Source organism: Massilia sp. Root133 (assembly GCF_001426525.1).
GTDB classification, from domain to species: domain Bacteria; phylum Pseudomonadota; class Gammaproteobacteria; order Burkholderiales; family Burkholderiaceae_D; genus Telluria; species Telluria orientalis.
On record NZ_LMEW01000033.1, the window covers coordinates 273662 to 291229 of the forward strand.

At 65.0% G+C, this 17568-nt stretch carries 13 protein-coding genes; 8 read left to right on the plus strand and 5 right to left on the minus strand.

The window, feature by feature from the left end; translation table 11 throughout:
• Positions 1-96: 96 nt before the first annotated feature.
• The 4 genes from ASD28_RS23645 to ASD28_RS23660 form a co-directional block, all read right to left on the minus strand.
• On the minus strand, positions 97-417 hold the full coding sequence (locus ASD28_RS23645; protein ID WP_056134254.1) for a hypothetical protein: 321 nt from the start codon (positions 415-417) through the stop codon (positions 97-99).
• A 34-nt stretch (positions 418-451) separates the two neighbouring features.
• Positions 452-3739 (minus strand): fused isobutyryl-CoA mutase/GTPase IcmF, encoded by a 3288-nt coding sequence (gene icmF, locus ASD28_RS23650; RefSeq protein WP_056134257.1) that lies wholly within the window; start codon positions 3737-3739, stop codon positions 452-454.
• Between the two features lie 173 nt (positions 3740-3912).
• A complete protein-coding gene (locus ASD28_RS23655; RefSeq protein WP_056134260.1) occupies positions 3913-7488 on the minus strand; it encodes an indolepyruvate ferredoxin oxidoreductase family protein in 3576 nt (1191 codons plus the stop codon).
• Positions 7489-7666: 178 nt separating this feature from the next.
• Entirely contained in the window at positions 7667-8596 is a 930-nt protein-coding gene (locus tag ASD28_RS23660) for a LysR substrate-binding domain-containing protein (RefSeq protein ID WP_056134263.1), read from the minus strand.
• 133 nt (positions 8597-8729) lie between these two features.
• Here ASD28_RS23660 and ASD28_RS23665 point away from each other — a divergent pair, with 133 nt between their 5' ends.
• The gene (locus ASD28_RS23665) at positions 8730-9950 is read left to right on the plus strand and encodes an HD-GYP domain-containing protein (RefSeq protein ID WP_056134265.1); all 1221 of its coding nucleotides are present in this window, start codon (positions 8730-8732) and stop codon (positions 9948-9950) included.
• 3 nt (positions 9951-9953) lie between these two features.
• On the opposite strand, the gene ASD28_RS23670 is transcribed toward ASD28_RS23665, so the two are convergent.
• Entirely contained in the window at positions 9954-10991 is a 1038-nt protein-coding gene (locus ASD28_RS23670; protein WP_056134268.1) for a GGDEF domain-containing protein, read from the minus strand.
• A gap of 388 nt (positions 10992-11379) precedes the next feature.
• Between ASD28_RS23670 and ASD28_RS23675 the strand changes: the two genes are divergently transcribed.
• The 7 genes from ASD28_RS23675 to ASD28_RS23705 all read left to right on the plus strand — a co-directional run bounded on the left by ASD28_RS23675 (position 11380) and on the right by ASD28_RS23705 (position 17551).
• Positions 11380-11559, plus strand: coding sequence for a Flp family type IVb pilin (locus tag ASD28_RS23675; RefSeq protein ID WP_056134270.1), 180 nt, complete (start codon positions 11380-11382; stop codon positions 11557-11559).
• Positions 11560-11621: 62 nt separating this feature from the next.
• The gene (locus tag ASD28_RS23680; protein ID WP_056134273.1) at positions 11622-12146 is read left to right on the plus strand and encodes a prepilin peptidase; all 525 of its coding nucleotides are present in this window, start codon (positions 11622-11624) and stop codon (positions 12144-12146) included.
• Between the two features lie 94 nt (positions 12147-12240).
• Complete coding sequence (locus tag ASD28_RS23685; protein ID WP_056134275.1) at positions 12241-13608, plus strand: hypothetical protein; 1368 nt, start codon at positions 12241-12243, stop codon at positions 13606-13608.
• A complete protein-coding gene (gene cpaB / locus ASD28_RS23690; protein WP_056134278.1) occupies positions 13605-14459 on the plus strand; it encodes a Flp pilus assembly protein CpaB in 855 nt (284 codons plus the stop codon). Before ASD28_RS23685 ends, cpaB begins: the two co-directional genes overlap by 4 nt.
• Positions 14460-14479: 20 nt before the next feature.
• A complete protein-coding gene (locus ASD28_RS23695; RefSeq protein ID WP_056134281.1) occupies positions 14480-16033 on the plus strand; it encodes a type II and III secretion system protein family protein in 1554 nt (517 codons plus the stop codon).
• 9 nt (positions 16034-16042) lie between these two features.
• Positions 16043-16321, plus strand: a complete 279-nt coding sequence (locus tag ASD28_RS23700; RefSeq protein ID WP_156403977.1) for a hypothetical protein — start codon at positions 16043-16045, stop codon at positions 16319-16321.
• A gap of 57 nt (positions 16322-16378) precedes the next feature.
• Entirely contained in the window at positions 16379-17551 is a 1173-nt protein-coding gene (locus ASD28_RS23705) for an AAA family ATPase (RefSeq protein WP_056134286.1), read from the plus strand.
• The last annotated feature ends 17 nt before the right edge of the window (positions 17552-17568 follow it).

Consider the following 17568-nt stretch of genomic DNA (forward strand, 5'->3'; position numbering starts at 1 on the left):
AGACGCACAAGTTTGCCGTCGTGTTGCAAATCCCCCCACCAAAGTGGTGGAAGTCAATCACATTTGACGTCATATCTCGACAATATGACGACTATATTACGATTCCGGGCCGTTTTCCCCCTTGCGCAGGCGGCTCAGCAGGGCTTCGACGTTGTCGCCGACGGGCAAGCCATGGCGACGTAACAATTGCACGTGCAATACAAGGTTTTCGAGCACGAGCTTGGCCGACACGGCCAGCAGGGTCATCAAACGGTCTTCGGTACTGAAGTTTTCCATCGAGGCGGCCATCTCGCACAGGTGGCTGGCGACGAGTTCGCGCAAGTCGTCCTCGGGAAAGGGCAGGTCCGCGAAGTCGATCGGGTCTTCCTGTTCGACTTCGCGCATGAGGTCGGCGAGTTGTTGCGGCTGAATCGGCATGAATGGCTCCTAATTTTACCGCGCAGCTCCAGGCTTACATGTTACGGCGATACTGCCCGCCCACCTCGAACAACGCCGTGGTGATCTGGCCCAACGAGCAGACGCGTACGGCGTCCATCAGGCGGGCAAACACGTTCTCGTTGTCGATGGCGGCCTGTTGCAGCGCGGCCAGCGCGGCCGGTGCCTCGTCCGCATGACGGCGGTGGAAGTCGTCCAGGCGCGTGAGCTGCGACTGCTTTTCGTCGTCCGTGGAGCGGGCCAGCTCGATCGTTGCCGGGGCCTGTGCCGCCTTCGGATTGCGGAAGGTGTTGACGCCGATGATAGGCAGGCTGCCGTCGTGCTTGCGGTGCTCGTACAGCATCGACTCTTCCTGGATCTTGCCGCGCTGGTAGCCCGTCTCCATCGCCCCGAGCACGCCCCCGCGCTCGGCGATGCGCTCGAATTCCTGCAACACGGCTTCCTCGACGAGGTCCGTCAATTCCTCGAGGATGAACGAGCCCTGGTTCGGGTTCTCGTTCTTGGCCAGGCCCCATTCGCGGTTGATGATCAGCTGGATCGCGAGCGCGCGGCGGACGGATTCGTCGGTCGGCGTCGTGATCGCCTCGTCGTATGCGTTCGTGTGCAGCGAGTTGCAGTTGTCGTAGATCGCGATCAGCGCCTGCAAGGTCGTCCGGATATCGTTGAAGTCGATCTCCTGCGCGTGCAGCGAGCGGCCCGACGTCTGGATGTGGTACTTCAGCTTTTGCGAGCGGTCGTTCGCGCCGTACTTGTCGCGCATCGCGACGGCCCAGATGCGGCGTGCCACGCGGCCCAGCACCGTGTATTCCGGGTCCATGCCGTTCGAGAAGAAGAATGACAGGTTCGGCGCGAAGTCGTCGATGTGCATGCCGCGCGCGAGGTAGGCTTCGACAAAGGTGAAGCCGTTCGACAGGGTGAAGGCCAGCTGCGAGATCGGGTTCGCGCCCGCTTCCGCGATGTGGTAGCCCGAGATCGACACCGAGTAGAAATTGCGCACCTGGCTCTGGACGAAGTATTCCTGGATGTCGCCCATGACCTTCAGCGAGAATTCCGTCGAGAAGATGCAGGTGTTCTGGCCCTGGTCTTCCTTCAGGATGTCCGCCTGCACGGTGCCGCGCACGTTCGCGAGCACCCACGCGCGGATCTTTGCCATTTCATCGGCCGCGGGCTTGCGCCCATTCTCGCGCTCGAACTTGTCCAGCTGCTGGTCGATCGCGGTGTTCATGAACATCGCGAGGATGGTCGGGGCGGGGCCGTTGATCGTCATCGAGACCGACGTGTCCGGGCTGCACAGGTCGAACCCGTCGTACAGCACCTTCATGTCGTCCAGCGTCGCGATCGACACGCCGGAGTTGCCGACCTTGCCGTAGATGTCCGGCCGCAATGCCGGGTCGGCGCCGTACAGGGTGACGGAGTCGAACGCCGTCGACAGGCGCTTCGCGTCCATGCCCTGCGAGACCAGTTTGAAGCGCCGGTTCGTGCGGAACGCGTCGCCTTCGCCGGCGAACATGCGCGTCGGATCCTCGCCCTCGCGTTTGAAGGGGAACACGCCGGCCGTGTACGGGAAGGCGCCCGGCACGTTTTCCAGCATCAGGAAGCGCAGGATCTCGCCGTGGTCTTCGAAGCGGGGCAGGGCGACCTTGCGCACCTTGTTGCCGGACAGCGTCGTGTAGGTGAGGTTCGTGCGGATTTCCTTGTCGCGGATTTTCACGACGTGCTCGTCGCCAGCGTAGGTCTCGCGCAACTGCGGCCAGGACGCGAGCAGCTTCTTCGCCTCGCCTTCCATCGCGTTGTCGCGCTCCGTGATCAGGTCGTCGAGGACCACTTCACGGTTCGCGGCCGCCAGCATGCGCTGCGTCTCCGTGAGCTGCTGGCGCTCCCGCGCGAGTTTCACCTGCTTGCCCACGTTGCGGTGGTAGCCACGGACGGTGTCCGCGATCTCGGCCAGGTAGCGCGAGCGCGCGGGCGGCACGATCACGTTCTTCCCGCTCGAGTATCTGGTGGCCGGTTGCGGCAGCTTCGGTGTGTCGATCTTCAGGCCGAGGTCCGCCAGCGCCGGCAGCAGGCCGAGGTACAGCGCGGTGACGCCGTCATCGTTGAAGCGCGACGCCTGCGTGCCGTAGACGGGCATCTCGTCCGGCGACGTGCTCCACAATTCCTTGTTGCGCTGGACTTGCTTCGCCACGTCGCGCAACGCGTCCTGGGCGCCCTTGCGGTCGAACTTGTTGATGGCGATGAAGTCGGCGAAGTCCAGCATGTCGATCTTCTCGAGCTGCGACGCGGCGCCGAATTCCGGCGTCATCACGTACATCGACACGTCGACGTGCGGCACGATGGCGGCGTCGCCCTGGCCGATGCCCGACGTCTCGACGATGACGAGATCGAAGCCCGCGACCTTGCACGCGGCGATCACGCTAGGGAGCGCCTGCGAGATTTCCGAACCCGCTTCGCGCGTCGCGAGCGAGCGCATGAACACGCGTGCCTGCCCGTTCCACGGGTTGATCGCATTCATGCGGATGCGGTCGCCGAGCAAGGCGCCGCCGGACTTGCGGCGCGACGGGTCGATGGAAATCACGGCGATGTTCAGGCGGTCGCCCTGGTCGAGGCGGATGCGGCGGATGAGTTCATCCGTCAGCGACGATTTGCCGGCGCCGCCCGTGCCCGTGATGCCCAGCACGGGCACTTGCAGGCCTTCGGCCGTGTCCATGATGCGCTTGCGCAGGTCGCTGGACGCCTTGCCGTTTTCCAGTGCCGTGATCAGTTGCGCGAGCGGGCGATGGCGCTGCTCGATCGAACCAGTCTGCAGCGATTCCAGCGTGGTCGGCGCATACCGCGACAGGTCGACGTCGCACGCTTCCAGCATCGCGCGGATCATGCCGACGAGGCCCATCCGCTGGCCGTCTTCCGGCGAAAAGATGCGCGTGACGCCATAGGCATGCAGCTCCTCGATCTCGTGCGGGACGATGACGCCGCCGCCGCCGCCGAACACCTTGATGTGAGCGCCGCCGCGCTGGCGCAGCAGGTCGATCATGTACTTGAAGTACTCGACGTGGCCGCCCTGGTAGCTGGAGATGGCGATGCCTTGCACGTCCTCGGCCAGCGCTGCGGTGACGACTTCGTCGACCGAGCGGTTATGGCCCAGGTGCACGACTTCGGCGCCGTTCGTCTGCAGGATGCGGCGCATGATGTTGATCGAGGCGTCGTGGCCGTCGAACAGCGAGGCGGCGGTGACGAAGCGGACTTTGTTGGACAGCTTGGCGTGCTCCGGCAGGTTGAGCTTGGCGGCAGGCGTGATGTCGTTCATGGTGTTCCCTGGAAAACGGAAGCGAACTGTGGGTTCTTTGTACGGTATATGACGTTAACGTAAACGTCAAGATTGCGAACGTCGTCCCCGCGAAAGCGGGAACCCATTCTGAAGCAGCGTCAATGCAATCGCCGCATGGATTCCCGCTTGCGCGGGAATGACGGTCGGTTGGATCAAGCAGCGCGTTTCTTGATGCTGCCCGAGAGCAGCTCCTGCTTGCGCACGCGGTACTCGGCCACGGCCTGTTCCTTGACGTGCCCGAAGCCGCGGATCTGCTCCGGCAGCCCCGCCAGCTCGACGGCGACGGCGTGATTCGATGCATCCAGCGACGGCAGCAGTGCCCCGATCATGTCACGGTATTCGGTGACGAGGGCGCGCTCCATCCTGCGCTCGGCCGTGTAGCCGAACACGTCGAACGCCGTGCCGCGCAGGCCTTTCAGCTTGGCCAGCAGCTTGAACGCACTCCACATCCACGAGCCGAATTCGGCTTTCACGAGGTGGCCCTTGGCATCCTTCTTCGCGAACAGCGGCGGGGCCAGGTTGAATTTCACGCTGAACTTGCCGTCGAACTGGCTTTGCAGTTGCTCCACGAAGCGGCCATCCGTGTACAGGCGCGCCACTTCGTACTCGTCCTTGTAGGCCATCAGCTTTGCATACGACTTCGCCACGGCCATCGACAGCTTGTTGCCCAGCCCGAGCGCCGCCTCGCGTTCGCGCACGCGCGCGACCAGCGTTTCGTACTGCGCCGCGTAGGCCGCGTCCTGGTAACCGGTCAGGAACTCGACGCGCTTCTTGATCACGCTGTCGAGGCTCTGCGGCATCTGGATCAGGACCGGCTGCGCCGGGATCGCGGTGCGTTCCACGCGCTTCAGGTCGACGGCGGCGCGGCGGCCCCACAGGAAGCTGCGCTGGTTCGATGCGACGGCCACGCCGTTCAGTTCGATGGCGCGCAGCAGCGAGGCTTCCGACAGCGGCACGAGACCCTTCTGCCACGCATAGCCCAGCATGAACAGGTTGGCGGCGATCGAGTCGCCCATCAGCGCGGTTGCCAGTTTCGTCGCATCGAGGAAATCGGCGCCGGCCTCGCCGCCGACCGCTTCCACGATCAGCGAGCGGACTTGCTCTGCCGGGAACTCCCAGTCTCTCTGCTGGGCGAAGGTGCCGGTCGGCTGCTCGTGCAGGTTGACGACGACCATCGTGCGGCCCGGACGCATCTTCGAGATGGCGTCGGCGGCGCCGGCCGTCAGCATGTCGCAGCCCAGCACGAGGTCGGCCTCGCCGGTGGCGATGCGCTGCGCGCGCAGGCGCTCGGGCGTCTCGGCGATCTTCACGTGCGACGTGACGGAGCCGTTCTTCTGGCTCATGCCCGTCATGTCCAGCACGGACGCGCCCTTGCCTTCGAGGTGGGCCGCCATGCCCATCAGCGCACCGACGGTGATGACGCCGGTGCCGCCGATGCCGTTGATCAGGATGTTGTACGGTGCCGCGATCGAGGGCAGGACAGGCGCCGGCAGCGGACCCCAGCCATCATCGCCATCCTTCTTGCTGGCGCCGGCCTTGTTCTTCTTCGGCGTGCCCCCTTCGACGGTGGCGAAGCTCGGGCAGAAGCCCTTGGCGCACGAATAATCCTTGTTGCACGCCGACTGGTCGATGGCGCGCTTGCGGCCGAATTCCGTTTCCTTCGGCAGGATCGATACGCAGTTCGACTGGACGCCGCAATCGCCGCAGCCTTCGCACACCGCTTCATTGATCACCATGCGTTTCGCCACGTCCGGGAATTCTCCCTTCTTGCGGCGCCGGCGCTTCTCGGCCGCGCAGGTCTGGTCGTAGATCAGCACAGTGACGCCCGGGATCTCGCGCAGTTCGCGCTGCACGTCGTCCATCCTGCTGCGGTCATACAGCGTCACTTCCGCCGGCAAGGCGGAACGGTCTTCATAACGCGACAGGTCTTCGGTGACGAGCGCGATGCGTCTGACGCCTTCGGCCGCCATCTGGCGCGCGATCAGCGGCACGGACGTGATGCCGTCGACCGGCTGACCGCCCGTCATCGCGACGGCGTCGTTGTACAGGATTTTATAAGTGATGTTGACCTTGGCGGCGATGGCGGCGCGCACGGCGAGATACCCCGAGTGGAAATAGGTGCCGTCGCCCAGGTTCTGGAACACGTGCGGCACCTTGGAGAACGCGGCCTGGCCGATCCACGGCGCGCCTTCGCCGCCCATGTGCGTCGTCAGCTTGTTCATCTCCGGGTAGATCGACGTGGCCATCACGTGGCAGCCGATGCCGGCCAGCGCGAACGACCCTTCCGGCACCTTCGTCGACGTGTTGTGCGGGCAGCCGGAGCAGTAGAACGCGGGACGGAACGGCGTCGTCACGGCCTTCATCAGCACCGCATCCTTCGCTTCCAGGAACGCCAGTCTCGCCTTGATCAGGTCGCGCGTGCGGTCGTCGAGGTTCAGGCGCGTGATGCGGCCGGCGATCACGCGCGCAACCTGGGCGACGGAGAAATCGGCCTTCGGCGGCAGCAGCCATTCGCCGCGCGGCGCGACCCATTCTCCCTTTTCGTCGAACTTGCCGATCACGCGCGGGCGCACGTCGTCGCGCCAGTTATAGAGCTGTTCCTTGAGCTGGTATTCGACGACCTGGCGCTTTTCTTCCACGACGAGGATCTCGTCCAGGCCTTGCGCGAATTCGCGCACCCCTTCCGGCTCCAGTGGCCAGATCATCGCGACCTTGAACAGGCGCAGGCCGACTTGTGCCGCCATCGCTTCGTCGACGCCCAGTTCTTCCAGCGCTTCCAGCACGTCCACGTACGATTTACCCGACGCGATGATGCCGAGCTTCGCATCCGGGCTGTCGATCGTCGTGCGATTCAGCTTGTTTTCACGCGCATAGGCGAGGGCCGCATAGATCTTGTAGTCCTGCATCAGGGCTTCCTGATTGCGCGCCTGCTGGCCCAGCGGGATGGACGAGAGTGTCGTATTCAGGCCGCCTTCCGGCATCGCGAAGTCGTGCGGGATTTTCACGTCGACGCGGAACGGATCGGCGTCGACCGAGGCGCTCGATTCCACCGTGTCGGCCAACGCCTTGAACGCGACAGCCAGGCCGGAAAAGCGCGACATCGCCCAGCCGTGCACGCCCAGGTCCAGGTATTCCTGCACGTTGGACGGATACAGCACGGGGATCATGCAGGCGGCGAAAATATGGTCGGACTGGTGCGGCAGGGTCGACGAATACGCGCCGTGGTCGTCGCCCGCGACGAGCAGCACGCCGCCGTTCTTTGCCGTGCCGGCATGGTTCATGTGCTTGAAGACGTCGCCGCAGCGGTCCACGCCCGGACCTTTCGCGTACCACATCGCGAACACGCCGTCGTACTTCGCCGGACCGATCAGGTCCACGGTCTGCGTGCCCCAGACGGCTGTCGCGGCCAGGTCCTCGTTCACGCCCGGCACGAACTGGATAGCTTTCGCTTCCAGGTGATCCTTGGCCTTCCACAGGTTCTCGTCCAGGCCGCCCAGTGGCGAGCCGCGGTAGCCGGAGACGAAGCCCGCGGTGTTCAGGCCGGCCTGCTCGTCGCGCAGTTTCTGGATCATCGGCAGGCGCACGAGGGCCTGGATGCCGGACAGGAAGATCTTGCCGGAGGTGGCGGTGTACTTGTCGTCGAGGCTGACGTCTTTGAGGGGAGCGGGAACGGCGGGCGCGGCAGGGATGGACGCGGATGCGCCCTGGCCCAGGACGGTGTCAGGCATGGTGTCTCCAAACTTTGTGTTTTCAGATGGACCCGTGCCGGAGGCGCGCCGGGTAGGCGCTGGCCGGAATGGGTCCCGGTGCCGCTTTGGCGGCTGTTACACCAAGTGTAGAGACAAGTTGACGTATACGGAAATACGGATTGGGGATGGAGCCATAAGAAAAAATGATGGCCCGGGACTACACTTTCCGTGCGCCGATCCAGTGGCCCGCGGCGCACAGATCGTGCGCCACCTGGACCACGAGACGGCTGACGGCCGCCGCCGCATTCGTGAGCGGGATATTGCGCGAGGTGCACAGGACGACGGTGCGCGCGATGGCCGGATCGTGGATAGCCAGCGCCCGCATGGCGCCGCGCTCGACCTCCGCCTGCACCGGCGCCACGGGCAGGATGGTGGCGCCCATGCCGGCGAGGATGGCCGATTTCAGGATCGCGATCGAGTTGATTTCGATGACGCCGTGTGTGGCCAGGCCTGCGGCGCGCGCCGTGCTTTCGATGCGCGGCCGCACGCCATGCTGCAGGCCCGGCAGGATCAGGGTGGTGTCCAACGCATCGCGCAGGGTCAGGCTGTCATGGCCGTCCGCGGCGGGCGCGTCGGCGCGGCAGATGAAGCGCAGTTCTTCCTCGACGAGTGGAGTGGCGGCAAAGCTGCCGAGCTGGCCGTCGTCGAACAGCACGGCCAGGTTGATGCGGCCGGCGCGCAGCTGCTCGGCGAGGCTGCCGGTGATTTCCTCAGTCAGCTGCAGCGTGATTTCCGGGTAGCGCTGGCGGATGGCCGTCAACAGCGGCAGCGCGAGGGCGTCCGAAATACTGTGCGGCAGGCCGAGCGTGACGCTGCCCGATGGCCGTTCGGCCGATTGCACGACGGCGGCCTGCGCATCCGCCACCTGTTTGAGGATCGCTTGCGCGTGCTCGTAAAACACCTTGCCGGCGTCGGTGTTGAGTACGCCCTGGGCCGAGCGATGCAGCAGTTGCACGCCCAGTTCCTCTTCCAGTTGGCGCAATTGCTGGGTCAGCGCCGGCTGCGCCACGTGCAGGACCAGTGCGGCCCGCGACAGCGACCCGTGGTCCACGATGGCAACGAAATAGCGCAGCTGACGGAGTTCCATCTTGTAAATACTTGTATCTTTGTGGCTACAAAAAGCAACCAAAAGTTTATTATTAAAAAGTTTCTTGTCATCAAGTTGTTATACTTGAACGACGCCGGTCGCGGCGAGATTAACACACACCTTCTGGACGCCCATGCTCAAGAAAGTCGCTTCTTCCCGGTTGCGGGTAGGGATGTTCATCCATGACCTCGATTGCGGCTGGATGGAGCATCCTTTCCTCCGCAACCGCTTCAGCATCACGACCGAGGATGAGATCCGCAAGATCATGGCGTCGGGCATCCGTTCCGTGACGATCGATTGCACGCGCGGCCTGGACGTGGCCGATGCTCCGACGGTAGCGGAAGCGGAAGCCGCAACGGAGGCCGAGGTTGCCGCGATCGCCGCCAAACCGGTGGCGCCGCTGCGCACGACGCTGGCCGAGGAATTCGACCGTGCCCTGGCGGTCCGGCGCCAGGCCGCCGGCCTCGTCAAGACCGTGATGCAGGATGCGCGCCTGGGCAAGGCGGTGGAAATGGACAAGGTGTCGCCGGTGGTCGAGAACATCACTGCCTCGATCCTGCGCAATTCATCTGCGTTGCTGGGGCTGTCCGCCATCAAGACCAAGGACGATTACACGTTCCTGCACTCGGTCAGCGTCTGCACCCTGCTGGTCGCCTTCTGCCGTTCGCGCAAGCTGGATGCCGCGACCACGTACCAGGCCGGCATCGGCGGCCTGCTGCACGATACGGGCAAGGCCCTGGTGCCGGACGCCATCCTGAACAAGCCGGGCCGCCTGACCGACGAGGAATTCGAGATCGTGCGCCGCCACCCCAGGGACGGCTACGACATCCTGCGCCGCTCCTCCGAGATCGGCCCGATCCCGCTCGACATCACCTTGCACCACCACGAGCGGCGCGACGGCACGGGTTATCCGGACCGCCAGGGCGAACAGGAGATCAGCGAGCTGGCGCAGATGGCCGCGATCGTCGACGTCTACGATGCCATCACGGCCGACCGCTGCTACCACAAGGGCATCCCGGCGGCCGAGGCGCTGCGCAAGATGTACGAGTGGAGCAAATTCCATTTCAATCCGGCCCTGACGCAGGAATTCATGCGTTGCGTCGGCATCTATCCGATCGGGACGCTCGTCCTGCTGGAATCGGGCCGGCTGGCTGTGGTCGTCGAGCCGCACGAAACGAGTCTGCTCACGCCCAAGGTCAACGTGTTCTACAGCACGAAGAGCCAGACCTATATCAAGCCGGAGACGGTGGACCTGGCGCGTGGCATGGGCTTCGGCGGCGCCGACAAGATCGTGCGCCACGAATCGCCCGACAAATGGCAGGTCGACCCGCTGCGTTTCCTGCAGGTGGCCTGAGCCTCAGAAGAATTCGGCGGTGTCGTTGGAGGCGACGGTCTGCAGCAGGCCGTGCGCGACGAGGTCGTCGTAATGGCAGGCGCGGTTGCGCCCATTGCTTTTTGCGTAGTACAGCGCCTGGTCGGCGTGGCCCAGCGTGACGACGGGCGAATCGTACGCGCTGATGCTGACGAAGCCGACGCTGACCGTCACCCGTCCCACCTGCGGGAAGACATGGCTCTCGACGTTGATGCGGAAGCGCTCGATGATCTTCCAGGCATTGTCCAGCGTGGTCGAGCGCAACAGCACGACGAATTCCTCGCCGCCGAAGCGGAACACGCGGTCCTGGGCGCGGAACGACGAGTGCAGCAGGTTCGCGATCAGGATCAGCACTTCGTCGCCGTACAGGTGGCCGAACTTGTCGTTGACGGCCTTGAAATGGTCGACGTCGACGACGGCGAGCCACTGCTTTTCCTGGGCATGGTGCTGGCGCCGTTCCGGCAGGCCCGGCAGGCGCGGATCCCGTTCGTGGGCATTCTGCAACATGCGCGCCAGCTGGTCGTCGAACGTCTTGCGGTTGAGCAGGCCGGTGAGCGAATCGCGCTCGCTGTAGTCGAGCAGGTTCTGGAAATTCCGGTAGACGCCGACGATGCCGCCGATCACATATACAGTCTCGCGCGAAAACGCCTTGTCGTCGCGGATTTCGAGGCAGGTCGTGGCCTTGTCGCCGAACCAGATCGGCAGCCACAGCACGCGCATACCGTCGGCCGTCAAAGCTTCCGCACTGGACTGGTGCTCGGCCAGGCAACGCTTGAGTTCGGGGAGAGCGGTCACAGGATCGCCCAGCATGCCGTCCTGCGATTCTTCCAGGCGCGCCGCGCCACCTCTCACGATGCTCGCACGCGCGCGCAGGTATTGCTGTCCCGACACGGTCGTGATGGCCAATATGCGCGTCTGCGCGGCACCCGCCAGCTCCTGCACTGCCGAGATCACGGAAATATCGAGCATCGCGTGATCGCGGTGGCCGGTCATGTCCACCATGTGTTTCAGAAGCGAATCCATGTCGTTCTCAGCAATGTAATCAACCGACCTGCAGGCTGGGCACAGCCGCCGTCGCGTTCGCAGGTATCAGGCGTTTCACAAAGAGCAAGCGAAACAGGATATAGCGTTTTTGCATTCTAAGCAATTATGCAAATGCAATTTTTTTAGCCTGAGTGAATTTTCTCAAAGCCAAACTACAACGTGCTCCCCCAGATTGGGGGGATGTTGATTCTTTCGAACAAATAATAGTTCCGTGAGGCAAAGTTGTTGGTGCTCAACTTGCCGTACGGCATCAAAACTTATAGTGAACTCACTGGCACGGAACGCAGCAAGTCAGCTGGAAGTGGTGACTTGACCAGCGTCGCCGGCCGGTAGCAGTTCTTATTAACCCACCATATGGGAGTTTGTCATGAGCAACTTCATCTCCGCAGTCAAAACCTTCGCTGCCGACGAAAACGGTGTGACGGCCATCGAGTATGGCTTGATCGCCGCCCTGATCGGCGTGGCGATGGCTGCCGCGGCAACAACCGTCGGTGAGAAAGTGGAAGGAGTATTCACCTACGTCGCAGGCAAGCTGGTTACCCCGTAATCGTCATGCCGTGGTAGCCCTCCGGGTCCCCGAGCCCGGGGGGCTTTTTTTTGGGAGCCGTCATGCAAATCGACCAATACCGCGATGCGCTGCTGCTGCTCATGGTCAGTATTGCCGCCGTCAACGACCTGGCCACGCGGCGTATCCCGAACCGTCTTCTGTTCGCCGGCATGAGCGGTGCGCTGTTCCTCCACCTGCTGTCCCCCGAACCGGGCGCGGCCCTGCTGTCCGCCGTCGGCGGCATGCTGCTGGGCCTCGTCATCTTCCTGCCGTTCTACCTGGTACGAGGAATGGCGGCCGGCGACGTCAAGATGATGGCCGTGATCGGCTTCTTCACCGGTCCGGCCGAAGCATTCCAGATCGCCGTTTTTACATGGTGTGCAGGGGGCGTGATGGCGCTCTTGCTGATACTGCTGCGCAGTCGCCTGCGACTGGCCCTCGTCAACATCGGTCACCTGCTGTCCGGACTCATCGTACCGGGCACGAAATTAGCCGACATGACGCTCCCGCAAAGTGCCGGGTCGATGCCATACGGACTGGCCATCGCGGCCGGTACGATCGTCGTTCTGGTCACTCAATATGGATGAGCCCGCTCTTGGCAAAGCTCAAGGGTGGCCAAAAGACCGGTCGTTAGAATCATTCTGACCTGTTTCGGAAAACAAGCAAGGCAAGGGGGGTCCGATGTTTGAAACGCTATCGACAGGCAGTACCGCGGCGGGATTCCGTGCCGCGCAGCCCGCGCCTGCGGGCGGTCCGGAGATCGCGCCAGTCCTGCCGCGCCAGGCAAAGACCGTGCGCGATACCGGACTCGAACCGCGCTTCGTGACGGATCTGGTGCTCAAGGCAATCCAGGCCGGCGGCAAGACCCCGTTGACCCATCTGGCCGGCAAGCTGCGACTGTCGATCAGCGTGCTGCGCGAGGTCCTCAATCCGCTGATCGCGGAACAGCAGGTGGAAGTGGCCTGGTGCGGCGAGTCGGACATCGACATGCAATACCAGCTGACCGCGTATGGCCAGCGCGGCGCCGCCGACGCGATGGCGCGCTGCGGCTATGTCGGCCCGGCTCCTGTCACGCTCGCGTCGTATCGCGCCGTGGTCGAACGCCAGGCGTTGCGCCATGCGGATGTGGAGCGCATCACACCCGCGCAACTGGCGGGTGCGCTGGGCGACGAGGGCCTGTCGCAGGCCGCGCGCGACGTGCTGGGCGCGGCGCTGTACGCGCGCCGTTCGCTGCTGTTGTACGGACCGTCCGGCGGCGGCAAGACGACGCTGGCGCGCAAGCTCGGACGCCTGCTGCCGGGCTCCATCGCGGTGCCGTATGCACTGATGGCCGGGCGCCAGGTGATCCGCCTGTACGATCCCGCCGTCCACGTGGCGCCGCCGCCGGTCGCGCGCCAGCAGGAAGAACGGCGCAGTTGCGATGCGCGCTGGATCGTGTGCCAGCGTCCGCTCGTCCACGTCGGCGCCGAACTGGGGCGCGCCATGCTCGACCTGCGCTTTGACGCGGAGCAGGGCGTGTACCACGCGCCGCCGCACCTGCAGGCGAACAACGGGATGCTGGTGCTCGACGACATCGGCCGCCAGCGCATCGCCGCGGCCGAGCTGCTGAACCGCTTCATCGGTCCGCTGGATGCGGGGACCGACCAATTGTCGCTGCAGGGCGGCCAGGCGGAACTGGTGCCGTTCGATGCCGCCGTGGTGTTCGCAACCAACCTCGCCCCGACCAGTGTTTTCGATGACGCCGCGCTGCGCCGCATCGGCTACAAGGCCGACATCGGCGCCTTGTCGCCGCATGCCTACCGCGCCCTGTTGTGCCGCCAGTGCCGGCTGCGCCGCATCGATGTCGAGGACACCGCGGTCGACCACCTGATCGAGCGGCTGCACCCGCAATCCGGGCGCGCGCTGCTGGCCTGCTACCCGGGCGAGCTGCTCGACCGGGTCGCCGATTTCGCCGGTTTCGCCGGGACCGAACCGCGTCTCACGGTCGCTGCGGTCGAGCAAGCCTGGCGCAGCATGTTCATCGCTTGCGCGACGGAGATTCAAAAATGAAGAACAAGCGTGCCATCCTCGTCATGACCGTCGCGATCCTGTTCGGATTCGCGGCCGTCGTGTTCGCATCGCGCTGGCTGCTGAAGCAGCCGGGCAGCAGCAGCGGCCGCATCGTCGTGGCCGCCGCCGACATCAGTCTCGGCCAGCGCCTGACGCCCGAGATGTTCAAGCTGGCCGACTGGCCCGCCAACAGCGTGCCGAAAGGCGCCTTCACGGATCCGCAGAAACTCGGCGGCCGTGTTCTCAAGACGAACCTGTTGATGGGCGAGCCGGTCAGCGAGACCAAGTTGGCGCCGGCCGGCACGCTCGGCGGCTTGTCGGCACTGATCACGGAAGGCAAGCGTGCGATCACGGTGCGCGTGAACGACGTGATCGGCGTGGCCGGCTTCGCGCTGCCGGGCAACTACGTCGACATCATCGTCAGCACCCAGAAGGACGTGCCGCCCGGGACCGACGCCCGCCAGCAGAACATCTCGAAAATCGTGCTGGAGCGGATCCTCGTGCTGGCGGTCGCCCAGGAAGTCAACCGCGACGAGACCAAGCCGAAGGTCGTCAACGCGGTCACGCTGGAAGTGACGCCGGAGCAGGCGGAGAAGCTCGACCTGGCGCGCAGCGTGGGCACGCTGTCGCTGGCCCTGCGCAACCAGGTCGATCCACAGGCGGCCAGTACCGAAGGCGCGACCAAGCTCACCCTGCTGCCCGAGGCGCCGCCGCCCGCGCCGCGCAAGCCCGCGCCCAAGCCGGCACCGGCCGTGCGTCCCGCGCCGGTGGTGGTCAAGGTGGCGGCACCGGTGCGGCGTGACTGCGTCACCGTGCTCAACGGCCTGCGCATGTCGCAGGAGTGCTTCTGAACTTCATCCAGGGTAAAGCCATGAACGGATGCTTGACGCCATCACCGCTGTTTCGCTGCCTGTTCGCCGCCGGCCTGGCGCTGGCGGCCGCCGGACCTGCAGCCGCGGCCGCCAAATCGAAAGCCCAGGCCGCGGACAACCCGACCGGCGCCGCGCCGCTGCGTGCCGAGGCCGGACCCAATTGCAAGGGCGAGGCCGCGAAGCCGGCCCAACTGGCCCTGCAGATCGGCAAGTCCAGCCTGATGCGCCTGCCGGAACCGGTCCAGCACCGGAGCGTCGGCAACCCGCTCGTCGTGCAGGCGCTGATGGTGGCGCCCGACACGCTGTACATCGCCGGCGTCGACGTGGGTACGACCAACATGATCATCCAGGGCAAGAGCGGCCTGTGCAGCGTACTCGACATCACCGTGGCCATGGACCCGTCGGCCCTGCAGGCGATGCTGGCCACCGCCATGCCGGACGAGCACGACATCAAGGTGCTGGCCGCATCCGACGCGCTGGTGCTGACCGGCACCGTGAGCGACGCGAGTGCCGCGGCACGCGCGGTCGAACTGGCCTCCGCCTACGTGCGACGTCCGCTGCGCGCACTGACGGTGCCCGACAAGGAAGACGCCGCGAGCCAGAACCAGCGCGAAAGCCAGAACCAGGGCGGCGCGGCGGCGGCCACCGCGCGGGTGGTCAATATGCTGGGCGTGCGCGCGCCCCAGCAGGTGCAACTGGAAGTCAAGATCGCCGAAGTGTCGAAGAGCCTGCTCGACCGCCTGGAAGGCGGCGCCAGATGGACCTTCAGTTCCGGCAGTTGGGGCGCCATGCTGCTGTCGAATTTCATCACCGGCACGGCGCATGGGGCGTTCGTGGCAGGTAAAAGTGCCGACCGCAGCTTGAGTGCCGCCGCCGAGAAGCAGGATGGCCTGGTGCGTGTATTGGCCGAGCCGAACGTGATGGCGATCAGCGGCCAGGAGGGCACGTTCCTCGTCGGCGGCAAATTTTATATCCCGGTCGCGCAGGACAACAACCGGGTGACGCTGGAAGAGAAGGAATTCGGCGTCGGCCTGCGCTTCACCCCGACGGTGCTGGGTGGCGGACGGATCAACCTGCGCGTCGCGCCCGAGGTGTCGGAACTGTCGCGCGAAGGTATCGGCCTGTCTGCGACGGGGTTCAACGGCACTGCGATCCTGCCGGTCGTGACGACGCGCCGCGCCACCACCACGGTCCAGCTGTATGACGGCCAGAGCTTCGCGATCGGTGGTCTGATCAAGAGCAACCTGGTCGCCAACCTGAAAGGACTGCCGGTGCTGGGCGAACTGCCCGTGCTGGGCGCCCTGTTCCGCAGCGCGGATTATCAGCAGGACCGCACGGAACTCGTGTTCGTGATCACCGCGCACCTCGTCAAGCCCCTGTCCGGCAACGGCTACTCGCTCCCGACCGACAAGGTGGGCGAGCCGTCGCGCGCGGGGTTGATGCTGGGCGGTCGCCTCGAAGGCAAGCCGGAAAAGGCGACGACAGCCGACGTGTCGACGCCGGCCCCGGCATCACCGTCCGCGCAAAGTTCCGGCGGTTTCGAATTGAAATAGGAGAGAGCGATGACCATCAGATGCAAGCGAATCGCGTGTGCAGCACTGTCGGGCATGCTGTTGTACGGATGCAGCACGACCCCACGCTTCAACGCGCAGTTCGGCACGTCCGTGCGTGCCAACGTGGCGGCGCAGGTACTCGATCCGACCGCTTCCGCCAATACGAATCCCGCCGCCGGCATGGAAGGCAAGGCCGCCGTCATCGCCCAGGAACGCTACGAGAATTCGTTCAAGGAACCGGAGAAACCGATCAGGGCACTGGTCGTCAACGGGGTGGGCAGCAAGTGAGTCGTCCGCGCTTTTTCAATGACATGATTTTGACCGAACGCCGTCCCAAGGACCACGATGAAAGCCTTTCTGATCAGCCGCGACACCCAGCTTTACGCGGAGATCGCCTCCCAGGGTGCCGCACGCGTACCGCCGCTGCATGTTGCCGCCAGCCGCGCCAGCCTGCGCGATGCGCTCGAGCGTCCGCTGCCTGATGGTCCGAGCCTGATCATCGTCGACATCAGCGATGCGGATGCCGCCGACGGCGACCTGCTGGAGCGCCTGACCCGCCACTACTCGGCAGCGCATTTCATGCTGCTGACCGACAATCACCATCCCGACCTCCTGATCCGCGCCATGCGCGCCGGCGTGCGCGAAGTGCTGCAACTGCCGCTGGTGCACCGCGCGCTGCATGAGGCGATCGACCGCGTTGCAGCCAGCGCCGGCGTGGCCGCGACGCGCGACGGGAAGATACTCGCCTTCATCGCCTGCAAGGGCGGCAGCGGCGCTACCTTCATCTCCACCAATTTCGGCTATGCGCTGGCCACGCTGGCGGACAAGAAGGTGCTGCTGATCGACCTGCATCGCCAGTTCGGCGACGCCACGCTGTACGTGTCGGACCAGAGACCGGCCATGACGCTGTCCGACGTGTGCCAGCAGATCGCACGCATCGACGGGCCGTTCCTGGAATCGTGCCTCGTCCACGTGGCGCCCGGCTTCGGCGTGCTGGCGGCCGCCGACGACCCGGGCCAGACGACCGAGGCGAAACCCGAACACATCGACACGATCCTGCGCGTCGCGCGCCAGCATTACGACTACATCCTGCTCGACGTCGGGCGCCAGATCGACGCGGTGTCGCTGCGCGCTCTCGACAGCACCGACGCGATCTACCCGGTGCTGCAGCTGGCGCTGCCGGACATCCGCGACGCCCGGCGCCTGCTCGACATCTTCCGCTCGCTCGGCTATCTGACGGACCACATCCGCCTGATCGTCAACCGCTACGAAAAGGGCGGCAAGCTGCGCCTGGCGGACCTGCACGCGGCGCTGGGCGCGGAAGTGCTGCACACCGTCCCCAACGATTACATCGCCGTCACCGACTCCGTCAACCAGGGCATTCCGGTGCTGCAGCTGTCGCGCGGCAGCGCCGCCGCGCGCAGCCTGGCCGACCTGGTCGAAGTGGTGACCGCACGCCGCATCCCCGAGGCGAAGGGTCTGTTCGACCGCCTGTTCGGGCGCGGCGAAGACGATTGATCTTTTCAAGGAGCCGT